The following is a 13228-nucleotide window of genomic DNA, read 5'->3' on the forward strand; positions in this document are numbered from 1 at the left end:
TCGTATATATTTATGTATAAATGTTTTTTATGAAAGGTTCTGTAAAAAATTATGATTAATTCTAGACAGGATGCTGAAGTGGACGATGATGGAGATGTTGTTTTTAAGCAACAACGTCCTTCTACAAAAGCTGCTAGATTAGATGCTATTGAGCAAGCTTTGCTGTCTGAGGTTATTACGTCTCAGTCTCAGCTTTCTAAGGTTCTTGCTCTTCACGGTTTTAATGTTACTCAAGCTACTTTAAGCCGCGATTTGGATGAGATGAATGCTGTTAAGATTCGTTTAACAGACGGCAGGATTGCTTACGTTTTGGGCGATGGTACTGGAAATCGTCACGCAATGGATACGGTTCGCATAGATCAGCAGGTTGCTCGAACGTTATCTGGTCTTGTTACGGAAGTTGCTCACGCAAATAATATTGTTGTAATTCATACTCCATCTGGAGCCGCACAGTATGTTGCTAGTGTTATAGATCGCCAGCCTTTGAAGGGTATTTTGGGCTCTGTTGCAGGAGATGACACTGTTATTATGGTTTGCGTTTCCAATGAAGAAGCGGAAGAAAGAGCAAACTGGATGCTTACTGTTGCATCTCGCTAATTATAAAAAATGTTAGCTTAAAATTTATTTGCGAAAATTTATTCGTGAATATTTATATTTATAACGTGTACAGTGCGAGTTGGGCTGTACACGTTTTTATATGTATAAGTATAATTTCTAAATTTTTATGTATTTTTTCAAGTAATTTAACAAAAAAATAAAAATACAACAATTTTCGACATGTCTATTGCGTTTATCTTGTGTGTATAATATGCTCTATATTGTTTAGTTATACAAAGCGCTGCATATGGAGGTAACATGAATACTAATAAGCGCATTGTTTTGGCGTACTCAGGCGGCTTGGATACTTCTGTAGCAATTCCTTACTTGAAAGAACAAACCGGACAAGATGTTGTTGCTGTATCTCTTAATGTTGGTCAAGGCGGTGAAGCTCTTGATGCAATAAAGAAGCGTGCATTAGCTTGCGGTGCAGTAGAATCCTATGTTGTTGATGCAAGAGATGAGTTTGCCAACGATTATTGCATGCTCGCTTTGAAAGCAAATGCAATGTACGAAGACGTGTATCCTCTTGTTTCTGCGCTATCTCGTCCACTGATTACAAAGCATTTAGTGCATGCAGCGCACGAATTTGATGCGGATACTATTGCTCATGGTTGCACCGGAAAGGGAAACGATCAAGTTCGTTTTGAAGTTGCTATCAAATCCTTAGATCCACAGTTAAAAGCAATCAGTCCTATTAGAGATTTGTCACTTACTCGTGATGTTGAAATCGCTTTTGCAAATAGTCACCAGCTTCCAATTGAGCAAAGTAAGAAAAGCCCTTACTCAATTGATCAAAACGTTTGGGGTCGTGCAATTGAAACAGGTTTCTTGGAAGATCCTTGGAATGCTCCAACAGAAGAGTGCTATTCTTATACGCAAAATCCTATGGAGTCTCAAGAGCCTGATGAAGTGACTATCACTTTTGAAAAAGGTGTTCCAGTTGCTATTGACGGTCATAGCGTAACTCCTTTGCAAGCTATTGAAGAAATGAACGCAAGAGCAGGCGCTCAAGGAATCGGTCGAATTGACATTATTGAAGATCGTTTAGTTGGCATCAAGTCTCGCGAATTGTATGAAGTTCCAGGCGCTCAGGCTCTTATTACTGCACATCAAGAGCTTGAAAACTGCTGTTTGGAACGTGAACAGCACAGGCTAAAGCGTGATCTTGATAAAAAGTGGGCAGAATTTGTTTACGACGGTCAGTGGTTCTCTCCAGTTGTGCGTTCTTTGAATGCGTTTATTAACGAAACTCAGGAACATGTTTCTGGCGATATTCGAATGACTATGTACGCTGGAAAGGCTGTTGTTACCGGTAGGCGCTCCGAAGAGTCTCTGTACGACTTTAACTTAGCTACGTACGATTCTTCCGATACTTTCGATCAGCGTGCTTCCAACGGTTTTATTGAAATTTACGGATTGTCAAATACTGTTGCTGCAGCTCGTGACATGCGCGTTTCAAAAAACAATTAATTTGGATTTGAGGTAATAATGATTTCGCACGATACAACAAAAAACGCTGGCAATCCGATTGCATTGTGGGGCGGGCGTTTTATCTCCGGCCCATCTAAAGAGCTTGCTGCATTAAGCAAATCGACACAGTTTGATTGGCGATTAGCTGATGATGATATTGCAGGATCTAGAGCTCACGCGTTTGCGTTGTATCGTGCAGGTCTTCTTAGCAAAGAAGAGTATTCAGAACTGATTTGCTCATTAAACGAATTGCAAAAGCAAGTTGATTCAGGAACATTTGCTCCTATTGAAGAAGACGAAGATGAGGCAACTGCGTTAGAGCGAGGATTGCTTGAAATTGCTGGAAGTCAGTTAGGTGGAAAGCTTAGAGCAGGTCGTTCTAGAAATGATCAGATTGCAGCGCTTATACGCATGTTCTTACGCCGACATGCTCGTTTTATTGCAAAGCTACTTCTAACAGTTTGCAAAGCTCTAATTACTCAGTCAAAAAATGCAAAAGATGCTGTAATGCCAGGTAGAACTCATATGCAGCATGCTCAACCTATTTTACTTGCGCACCAATTAATGGCTCACGTTTGGCCACTACTTCGCAACATTCAGAGACTTGTAGATTGGGATTCGCGAGCAAACGAAAGCCCTTATGGTGCTGGAGCTTTAGCTGGAAACACTCTTGGGTTAAATGCTGACGGCGTTGCTAAAGAGCTTGGTTTTGACGCTGTTTGCGCAAACTCTATTGACGCAACTGCAAGCAGAGATATTGTTGCTGAATTTGCATTTATTTCAGCAATGATTGGCGTTGATATTTCTAGGTTAAGCGAAGAAATTATTATTTGGAATACGCAAGAATTTGCTTTTGTGCGCTTGGACGACGCTTATTCAACCGGTTCTTCTATTATGCCTCAGAAAAAGAATCCAGATATTGCAGAGCTTGCAAGAGGAAAGTCTGGCAGATTAATTGGCGACTTAACAGGATTGATGGCAACTCTTAAAGGTCTTCCTACTGCTTATGCTCGAGATCTTCAAGAAGATAAAGAAGCTGTTTTTGACCAAATCGACACTTTAGAGGTGCTACTTCCAGCATTTGCTGGAATGCTAAAAACTATGCAGTTTGATTTTAAGCGTCTTCGTGAGCAATCAGCCACAGGTTTTGCGCTCGCAACAGATATTGCAGAATGGCTGGTAAAACAAGGTGTTCCATTCCGCAATGCTCATACTTTGTCTGGTTTGTGTGTAAAGCGAGCAGAAGAAATTGGCGGAGATCTTGCTGATTTAAGTGACGATGATTTTACGAATATTTTAGACGGATTTATTGATTGCAGCCAAATTTCTAATCTTAGAAAACTGCTTTCAAGTGACGGATCTGTTGCGTCTCGTTGTACTAGAGGCGGAACTGCACTAGTGCGAGTTCTTGAACAAATAAATGAAGCTGAATCTAAAGTAAATGAATATAGTAAGTTTGCTTCTTCTACAAGTGACGGTTCTGCTTATAATTCATCTTCAAAATAATATTGTGCAAAATTGAAATATTGTGATTATGCTTTTGACAGCTTTGTAATAGTGTCTGCCTGTACTGCAAAAATTAAAAGGCTTGCGGACGCGCATAGCGCCCGATATTTCGGAATTTTTGCAATAAGGAGATACGAATGGCTCAGGTCAGGAATTACAAGGAAGCAGGTTTTGCTTCTTTGTTTGAAGAGCTAAAGTGGCGTGGATTGATTTCTCAATCTACAGACGAGAAACAGCTTGCTCAAGCACTTGACGGAGAACCATTAACGTATTATTGCGGCTATGATCCTACAGCTGCATCTTTGCATATTGGAAATCTTGTTCAGCTTATTAACATGCGCCACTTGCAGGCAGCAGGTCATCATCCTATTGCGCTTGTTGGTGGAGCAACTGGTTTGATTGGCGACCCTCGTCAAAGTGGTGAGCGAACTTTAAATTCTAAAGATATTGTTGCTGCATGGGCTGAACGTTTGCATAATCAGATTGGACGTATTCTGCCTCTTGATGGAGAAAATCCTGTTCGTTTTGTTAGCAATTACGACTGGGTTTCTAAGATGTCTGCTATTGATTTCTTGCGAGATGTTGGCAAAAACTTCCGTGTTGGTACAATGATCGCTAAGGATATTGTTGCTCGTCGCTTGAACTCAGATGAAGGTATTTCTTTTGCAGAGTTTAGCTACCAAGTTTTGCAAGGAAACGATTTCTTGTACCTCTTTGATAACTACAATGTTACTTTACAGCTTGGTGGATCTGATCAGTGGGGTAATTTGACTTCTGGTATGGATCTTATTCGTAAGGTTCGCGGAGCTTCAGTAAACGTATTTACTAGCCCGATTATTACGGATAATCAGGGACGCAAGTTTGGTAAGTCTGAAGGCAACGCAATGTGGCTTGATCCAACAATGTTAAGCCCATACCGCTTCTACCAGTTCTGGTTTAATCAGCCTGATGATGAAGTTGTTAAGTTACTTAAAGTTTTCACATTCTTGCCAAAGAGTGAGATTGAGCGTTTAGCCCAGCAAATTCAGGAAGATCCAGGAAGCCGTGAAGCTCAGCGTGTGCTTGCTTGGGAAGTTACTAGCTTTGTTCATGGTGAAGATTTAACCAACCAAGCTATTGAAGCTTCTTCTGCACTGTTTGGCCGTGGAGATTTGCAGAATATTGACGAGCAGACTCTTGAGGCTGCTTTAGACGGTGTTAAAGTAAAGTCAGAAGACGGTAGCTTAGATTTTGCGAAGTCTCACAATGGGGATCGTATTGTTGAAGCTGCGGTTGCTGCAGGTTTGTTCCGCACGATTTCCGAAGCTCGTCGCGCTATTGAAGCTGGCGGTTTGTATCTAAATAATGAACGTGTTGAAGGCGTTGACGATGTTCTTTCTGATGCTTCCTTCTTGCACGGCCGTTTTGCTTTGCTTCGCCGCGGTAAGAAAGCTATTGGTGCTGTAGAGCGCGCATGATTTGTTTTTAATATTAGATTAATATTATTTTATTGTTTATTAGAATTTGAAAGGTATGCCGATAATGGGCGAAGAGCGCGGATCACGTAGTGGCAAGTCGTTTGGTAATCGTGGTAATTTTGGCCATCGAAACGGTGGTAAAAGTGGCGAAAGACGCGGTGGTTTCCATAAAGATGGATTCCACAAGAGTGGTTCTAAGAGAAGTGGTTTCCGCTCTGAAAATCGCGATGGAGAACATCGTTTTAACCGTAATCGCCGCTTTGATGATCGCCGTGATGATCGTCGTTCACGCGATTTTGAGCATAGCGGTGAAGAAGGCGGAAATCCGCGCTACAAGAAGTTTGATGGTGAAAAACGTTTCGACCGTCGAAATAATCACAACGAGAATCGCAGAGAAAATAATCGCGGTGGAAACTTCCACAAGGATTTCCATAAAGATTCCAGAAGTGATTTTGGCGATAATCGTCGTGATAATCGCAGCGAAAATCGTCGCTTTGACGATCGTCATAATAATCGTTACGATCGCAATGACCGCAATGACCGTTACGACCGCAATAATCGCAATGAAAATCGTCGATTCGACGAACATCGCAGCTCTGAGCGTCGAAACAGCAATGCGCATGGCAATGTCAGATTTGAAAATGGACCTCGTCGCAATTCTGACGGAACAGTTTCATATCCATCACAAAACCCTTATACCGCGCGCCGTCCTGGCGAGCCTAAAATGCCAAAGGGGCTAGAGTGGGCAATGCTTTCTAAGGAAGACCGTGAGCGTTTGCGTGGACTTTCCAAAGAGCATGCTGAAAATATTGGTCTTCATATTCTTGCAGCATACGTTTTACAGGAAGAGAATCCTGATCTTGCTTTGGAGCACGCAAAATGGGTTGCTAAGCAGGCTTCAAGAATTGATTTTGCCCGCGAAACCTTAGCTTTCGTAGCTTATCGTCAAGGTGATTACAAGCTTGCAGCTAAAGAATTCCGCACTGCAATGCGCATGAACGGCTATCTTGACTATCTTCCATTTATTGCAGATTGCGAGCGCGGCATGGGCAATCTCGATAAAGCTTTAGAGATTTGCATGTCAGATGAAGCAAAAAGCCTTAAGGGTGAAGTTAAAGCCGAAATGTTCTTAGTGTACGCAGGTGTTTTGTTTGATACTGGTCATTCAGATAAAGCTATTGATCTCGTTCATGCAATGGGTCGTTCGAAGGGCTTACCTGGAGAGTATCGTATGCGTGCCGTTCAAGCTGAGCAGTACTTCTTAGAAGAAGCAGGCAGAAGTGATGAAGCTGTAGAATTAGAATCTTTGCTTGACAGTCTTGAAAATCAGTATGCTGATGCTGACGATGACGATATTAACCCAGATGATATTGTTATTGACTACGATTTGGAACATTTGAACGACGCCATGATGGATGAGATTGGTGTAAGTGAAGATGATTGCGAATTCGCTCCAGAAGAAGATGAATCTGAGGATTAAAATCATTTAAGGCTATTTTTATGCAACTTGAAACGAGAAAGAATTTTTCTGCAAGTACTCGTCCTTTAAGTGAAGCTTTTAGCTTAGCTTTGCTTGATTTGGATGGTGTTGTTTATAGAGGCGGAAATTCTGTTGAGTATGCTGCTGAATCGATTGAGTGTGCTCAAAGACGTGGAATGTTTATTGAATACACAACAAATAATTCTTCTCGTTTTCAAGCTGTTGTTGCCAAACAATTGGAAAGTTTTGGTCTGAGCGTAAAACCATGGCAGATTATTACTTCATCAGTTGTTGCAGCTCGCATGGTTGCACGTCATGTTGAGCCGGGCTCGCGTGTTCTGGTTCTTGGTGCCGAGCATTTGCTAGAGGAAGTTAAGCGTGTAGGTTTACAGCCTGTAGATTCTTGTAAAGATAATCCGCAAGCTGTTATTCAAGGCTGGTATCCTCAGATGACTTGGCAAGAAATGGCAGAAGTTTCTTTTGCTGTAGAGCACGGAGCCAAGTATTTTGTTACAAATCGTGATTTAACAATTCCTAGAGAGCTTGGCATAGCTCCTGGATGCGGATCAATGATTCAAGCTGTTATTAATGCTACAGGGGTTGAGCCTATTTCGTCTGCTGGAAAACCTGAATCTGCAATGTACGATGAGGCTCGACTGCTTGTTGCAGCAAATGCTGAACATGCAAAAACTGAATTTGAGTCAGTGGATGAACATTATACTGAAAAAGACGAGTTTGGAAATCCTGTAATAAGTATTTCTAAATCTCTTGCTGTAGGAGACCGTTTAGATACTGATATTGAAGCCGGAACAAGGGGAGGCTACGAGTCTTTGCTTGTTCTTACTGGAGTTACGAATCCTAGAATGCTTATGCTTGCGCCGAAACATTTGCGACCAAGCTTTGTTTCTAAAGATTTGCGAGGACTTAACGAGTCTCATAACTGCCCAGAGAAAGTGGACGAGCATACTTTTATTTGCGAAAATGCAAAAGCTGAGCTTACTGATAATCGCATTATTGAAGTAAATAATCTTAATGATTGCAATGCTTTGAGGGCTGCATGCGCGTTGACATGGAGTTTGCAAGATAATGGTGAATCTCTTGAAAACTATACTCTTCCGGAGTTTTCATTATGAGTTTTAATGAAGATTTGCGAATTTTTGTAAACTCTTCTTCACATAAACGTTTGGATTGTGCTCTTGTTGCCAGAGGATTAGCGGAAAGTAGAACAATAGCTAAGCGTTTAATTCAAAATGGTGCTGTAAACGTAAATAATAAAACTATTAAAAAATCTTCTTTTCTTGTAGAGGATTCAGAAGAAATAGTTATTTCTAAATCAGAAGGCGTAAGCTCTTTTGCTAAATATGTTTCTCGCGGAGCTCTTAAGCTAGAAGGAGCTTTTGAAGCGTTTTCTAAATACGGTTTATCTACTTCCAAGTCAACTAGAGCATTAGATATTGGCGCTTCAACAGGCGGATTTTGCGACATGCTTTTACAAAGAGGAGTTGAGCATATTATTGCTCTCGATGTTGGTCATGGGCAGCTTAATCCTAAAATTGCGAATAATCCTAGAGTAATTGAAATGAGCGGAGTAAATATTCGCAACGTTTACGAAGAAGATTTGCCGTATAAACCTAATCTTATAGTTTCGGATGTTTCTTTTATTTCTTTAACATTCGTTATTCCGGTAATTTCGCGCATTGCTGAGAATAATGCAGATGTTGTTTTACTTGTTAAACCTCAGTTTGAGGTTGGAAAAGGAAATCTTGGAAAAGGTGGAATAGTAACAGACGAATCTTTGCGTATTAAAGCGTTAGAAAATGTTGAAAATTGTGCTAAAGATAATAATTTAACGATTGTTTCAACAGTAAAATCTCCTATTGAAGGCACTCACGGAAACGTAGAATATTTGCTTTATGCGCATTTTGAAGGCTGATAATACAAATACTTGCGCCTAATATACGTAGAAGAATTACAATAGTACTGTTATTTGAAAACAGTACGAAGGGTATTTGTGATGCAGAAACATTTCGATGAAAATACTGCTTCTGCGCCTCGACGCGCTCTTGTAGTAACTCATGCGAGACTTGATAGTCACAGTGCTGTAGTAAATCAAGTTACTTCACAGCTTACTCAAGCGGGTTTTCTAGTTGATGTTTTTCACAGTGCTGCCGTTTCTGATTTTTCTAAAACGCCTACTAATTTAGTTGATGAGCATACTGAAATTGTTGTGGTGCTTGGGGGAGATGGCACCATGCTTCAGGCTGCAGAATTAGTACATTGCACTACAGTGCCAATTATTGGAATAAATCTTGGTCACGTTGGTTTTTTGGCAGAATTCGAAAGCTTCCAAATTGATGAAGCAATTAGAAGAATCGCAAATAAGGATTATTCAATCGATCAACGTATGGAAGCCCATGTTGACGTGTGGCTTCCTGGCGAAAGTGAGCCTTTAAGAGACTGGGCTTTGAATGATATTACGCTTGATCGTGCAGATCGTGGACGAATGGTAGAGCTTTCAATACGAGTAGATGATGTTGAAATGTCATCTTTTGGCTGTGATGGTGTAATAGTTTCAACTCCTACTGGTTCAACGGCTTATGCGTTTTCTGCCGGTGGCTCAATTATGTGGCCAAATGTTGCGGCTTTGCAATTAGTTCCTTTAGCTGCTCACGCGCTTTTTGCTCGTCCGCTTATTATTGGCTCAGGATCTACTTTTACAATTGATATTCTTGAAGAATCTTCTTCTGGCGGCTGGATTTGCTGCGATGGCAGACGTCAGCGCGCTCTTCCTCAAGGATCAAGGATTCAAGTTCGACAGTCTAAAGATGAGCTTTTGTTAGCTAGACTTTCTGGAGCGCCTTTTACTAAGCGTTTGGTTACAAAATTTGATTTACCGGTAGTTGGTTGGCGAGAACATAACAGTAATCAGTCAAACCGTAAATAATCTACTTAACTAATAGCAGTAAAAACGAGGTATATTGTGCTTGAAGAATTAGAAATACGCAATCTTGGGCCAATTTCACACGCGCTTATTACTCCTTCTTTACGAATGACTGCGATTACAGGTGAAACTGGCGCTGGAAAATCAATGCTTTTAAGTGCCATAAAACTTATTTCTGGTTCGAAATCAGATTCTGCTAGAATTTCGCCAAATGCTAAAGAAACGTGGGTACAAGGCGTATTTAGCATTCCAAAATCAAGCGAAGTGGAAGAAACTGTTAATCAAGCAGGTATTGAGCTTGAAACTTCAGAAATTGATGAAACAAAGTCAGATATGTATGTTGCAAGAACTGTTCCTAAACAGGGTCGCTCAAGAGCAACAATATCTGGATTCGCTGTTCCAAAAACTTTGCTTGAAGACGTATGTTCACAAATGATCACGATTCATGGTCAAAGTGATCAGTTACGTATAGCAACTAGCGCAAAACAGCGCGAAATGTTAGATCTAGTGGCAAAGAATAGTGAATTAGCTAATAAGTATTTTCAAGCTTATCAAGCTTTAAAAGATGCTCAAGAAACATGTAATCGTCTTGAAAACCAAGAATCTTCTGCTCGTCAGAGAGCTGACTATTTGCGAGAGTCTTTAGCGCAAATAAAACAAGTAGATCCAAAGCCTAATGAAGATGAAGAATTGCGTTCAAAGCGAGAGCGCATTGAAAATTCTGCGCAAATTATTAACGCTGTGAGCACAGCTTTATCATCGCTTGACGTTAGTCAAATCGACTATAGTGCTTCATCGTCATCTTTAGACGCAAGAACGCTTATTGATCAGGCTGCTCAAGCATTGCGAAATATTAGAGTTGATAATTCATTTAGTAAACTAGCTCAACAACTTGATGATATTCATGCGCAACTGGACGATATTGTAATGCAGCTTGCTCAGCAGATTGATTTTGACGCAAGTGAGGAAGATTTAGATTCTTTAAACGCAAGAATACACGATCTTGGTGAGCTTACGCGAAGATGGGGCCCTACTTTAGATGATGTTCTTAATTGGGCGCAAAAAGCTCAGTTTGAACTTGAAGATTTAGATGATTCTCCAGAAGCTATTGAGCGTGCTAGGGCCGCTTGTAATAAGCGTTACGATGAAGCTTTTGATTTAGCTAAGAAATTATCTGCCACTCGTGTGAAAGCAGCTAAAAAGCTTAGTGATGATGTTAGTAATGAGCTATCTTCTTTAGCAATGGATGGCGCTCAATTAAATGTTCGAGTAAATTCTAGAAGTGAAAATCAAGATGGTTTCGTTGATCTCGATTCAAACGGTATTGACGATATTGAGTTTCTTTTCAAACCATTTCCAGCTTCGCCAGATTTACCAATGGGCAAAAGTGCTTCTGGCGGTGAGCTAAGTAGGCTGATGCTTGCAATGGAACTTGTTGTTGCAAGAATGCGCGAGCATGATGATAAAAACATGACTTTTATTTTTGACGAAGTTGATGCAGGAGTTGGTGGCGCTGCTGCAGTGGAATTAGGAAAGCGTTTGGCTAAACTTGCTAAACATTCGCAAGTGATTGTTGTTACGCATTTGCCTCAAGTCGCCTCTTTTGCTGATGCGCAATACGCTGTGCAAAAAAATATTTCACCTGTTAATAATGGTGATTTTGAAAGTCAAGAAGCAGATACTACTGTTAATCTACTCGAAGGTGAATCTCGCGAGTTAGAAATCGCTCGTATGCTTGCTGGAAGTAACTCTAAAACTTCGCTTGAACATGCGCATGAATTGTTGGAAACAAGTAGAAAGATAATTGATGACGCTGCAGAATAATAATTCGTTTTTTAAGGCTGCGATTTTTGATTTTGACGGAACTCTTATTGATTCTCTTGGAGTTTGGGATGATATTGATAAAAAGAGTTTCGCAAAACGAGGCTTAAGTGTTCCGGATATTTTTGCAAATACTACAGCAGCTATGAATCCTCGACAAATTGCGGATTATGTTATTGAACATTACGGTTTTAGTGAATCTCCTGAAGAACTAATGAAGGAGTGGTCAGATATGGCATTTGATGCTTATGCTAATCATCTTCCTCTTAGAAATGGAGCTTACGACTACGTTAAATACTTGCGTTCTAAAAAAGTAAAGATGTTTCTTATTACAACTCTTTCCAAAACTTTATGCGAGCCTGCGTTAAGAAGGCTTAATATTTTAGATTGTTTTGATTTTTTGCAATTTGGAGAAGATTTATCTAAAGAAGGAAAACACAGTTATAAAACTTATGTTGATATAGCAGAAACTCTTAAGGTTGCTACAAAAGATTGTGCAGTTTTTGAAGATTCTGCAACTGCGCTAAATTCTGCTCAACAAGCTGGAATGAAAACATACGGTGTTGTAGATGGATTATGCTCAAAAAATGATTTAGATTTGCCGTTTAGGAAATGCTTAGAAGTATTTTCCAACTTCGATGATGCTCCAAAAAGTTGATGAGGTTTCACATACCCCGGGTTTTGTCGCGTACACAAGTGCACACGGATGGCCATCCATCTCGATTTGACGTTACCGCCAAACTCTAGCAGTCTACCCGAAGACTCAGGCGAGCAGCCTTTAAGCGTCTTCTGCTTGACCTTGCTCCCAATGAGGCTTGCCATGCGACTAACTGTTACCAGAAGTCCGGTGGTCTCTTACACCGCCGTTTCACCCTTACCCAAACGAAACGTTCGGGCGGTCTATTCTCTGTTGCGCTATCTCTCAGGTCGCCCTGGGCGGACGTTATCCGCCATTGTGCTCTGTGGAGCCCGGAAGTTCCTCAGTCACTCCGAATGAACATTGTGACCGCGGCCATCGTGAAACCTCAACCTTCCCAAGTATAGCAGATATTGTTCATCTCGTAAAAAATTAGTTGTTTTGCGTAAATTTTCGAAATAATTATGAAATTTTTTTGCTTAAATTTAATAACTTGCTAGTTTCTTATTGATTTAGCAGATATAATAGAAGCACCGACGGCATCGTGGCAGTCGGCTGATACAAATCGAACTTAGGTTCGAATCTATATGGGGAGGTTTCGCATGGAAATCGTCATTACTGGTCGTCATACGCAGATTAATCAAAGGTTCCGTGACGTTGTAGAAAGTAAGATGAATCGCGTAACCGCTATTGCTCCTGATGCGCAGCGCGTTCAAATTGTGTTGACTCATGAAGGTAATCCAAGGCAGGCAGATACTGCAAAGCGAGTTGAAATTACTGTTGTTGCAGGTAGCACCGTGATTCGCGCAGAAGCTTCTAGCACTGATCAGTACAGTGCTCTTGACATGGCTCTAGATAAGTTGACGCTACGTTTGCGCCGCACGCGTGATCGCCGCAAGGATCATCGCCGCGGATACACGGAAATGGTTCCTGTTGATATGGGCGCTGTTGAGCCAGAAATTGACATGAAAATTGAGGAGCCTAGTGAGGATGTTGCCAATAGTGCGGATGCAGCTGTTGCTTCTGATTTAGGCCCTGGTGAGTCTGTAGAAGTTAGCGTTGGTGACACGCCTATTGTTATTCGACGCAAGCTTCATATTGCAGAGCCTATGAGCATTGATGAAGCTTTGTACGAGATGGAATTAATTGGTCACGATTTCTTCCTGTTTGTTAATAAAGAAACAATGCGACCATCTGTTGTGTATCGTAGGCATGGATGGAGCTATGGTGTGTTTGAGATTGATACGCCTGAAAATGTTGCTAAGAAAAAGTAATAATAAAATAATTACGAAAAGTGATAAAGTATTTAGGAGTTT

The 13228-nt window shown here is 40.8% G+C and carries 11 protein-coding genes and 1 other RNA gene; 11 read left to right on the forward strand and 1 reads right to left on the reverse strand.

What is annotated here, in order from left to right:
• Positions 1-51 precede the first annotated feature (51 nt).
• The 10 genes from HXT33_RS03145 (at position 52) to HXT33_RS03190 (ending at position 11933) form a co-directional block, all read left to right on the forward strand.
• A complete protein-coding gene (locus HXT33_RS03145; protein ID WP_004134894.1) occupies positions 52-597 on the forward strand; it encodes an arginine repressor in 546 nt (181 codons plus the stop codon).
• Between the two features lie 258 nt (positions 598-855).
• A complete protein-coding gene (locus HXT33_RS03150) occupies positions 856-2070 on the forward strand; it encodes an argininosuccinate synthase (protein ID WP_004134896.1) in 1215 nt (404 codons plus the stop codon).
• Positions 2071-2088: 18 nt separating this feature from the next.
• Entirely contained in the window at positions 2089-3576 is a 1488-nt protein-coding gene (argH, locus tag HXT33_RS03155; protein WP_421787548.1) for an argininosuccinate lyase, read from the forward strand.
• Between the two features lie 137 nt (positions 3577-3713).
• Entirely contained in the window at positions 3714-5033 is a 1320-nt protein-coding gene (tyrS, locus tag HXT33_RS03160; protein WP_004134900.1) for a tyrosine--tRNA ligase, read from the forward strand.
• Between the two features lie 64 nt (positions 5034-5097).
• A complete protein-coding gene (locus HXT33_RS03165; protein ID WP_421787585.1) occupies positions 5098-6513 on the forward strand; it encodes a hypothetical protein in 1416 nt (471 codons plus the stop codon).
• Positions 6514-6533: 20 nt separating this feature from the next.
• Entirely contained in the window at positions 6534-7646 is a 1113-nt protein-coding gene (locus tag HXT33_RS03170) for an HAD-IIA family hydrolase (protein ID WP_421787550.1), read from the forward strand.
• On the forward strand, positions 7643-8446 hold the full coding sequence (locus tag HXT33_RS03175) for a TlyA family RNA methyltransferase (protein WP_421787552.1): 804 nt from the start codon (positions 7643-7645) through the stop codon (positions 8444-8446). Before HXT33_RS03170 ends, HXT33_RS03175 begins: the two co-directional genes overlap by 4 nt.
• An 81-nt stretch (positions 8447-8527) precedes the next feature.
• Entirely contained in the window at positions 8528-9457 is a 930-nt protein-coding gene (locus HXT33_RS03180; RefSeq protein WP_421787554.1) for an NAD kinase, read from the forward strand.
• Positions 9458-9493: 36 nt separating this feature from the next.
• Entirely contained in the window at positions 9494-11278 is a 1785-nt protein-coding gene (gene recN / locus HXT33_RS03185; protein WP_421787556.1) for a DNA repair protein RecN, read from the forward strand.
• Positions 11262-11933 carry an HAD family hydrolase gene (locus tag HXT33_RS03190; RefSeq protein WP_421787558.1) on the forward strand — a complete coding sequence of 224 codons (672 nt, stop codon included), beginning with the start codon at positions 11262-11264 and terminating at the stop codon, positions 11931-11933. The genes recN and HXT33_RS03190 overlap by 17 nt, the downstream gene beginning before the upstream one ends.
• On the opposite strand, the gene rnpB is transcribed toward HXT33_RS03190, so the two are convergent.
• Positions 11930-12303: RNase P RNA component class A (rnpB, locus tag HXT33_RS03195), an RNA gene on the reverse strand. The two genes, HXT33_RS03190 and rnpB, sit on opposite strands and share 4 nt — an antisense overlap.
• Positions 12304-12514: 211 nt before the next feature.
• Here rnpB and hpf point away from each other — a divergent pair.
• Positions 12515-13186, forward strand: a complete 672-nt coding sequence (hpf, locus tag HXT33_RS03200) for a ribosome hibernation-promoting factor, HPF/YfiA family (RefSeq protein WP_004128140.1) — start codon at positions 12515-12517, stop codon at positions 13184-13186.
• Positions 13187-13228 lie beyond the last annotated feature (42 nt).

It is taken from the genome of Gardnerella sp. DNF00753 (genome assembly GCF_049244275.1).
Lineage (GTDB): Bacteria > Actinomycetota > Actinomycetes > Actinomycetales > Bifidobacteriaceae > Bifidobacterium > Bifidobacterium greenwoodii.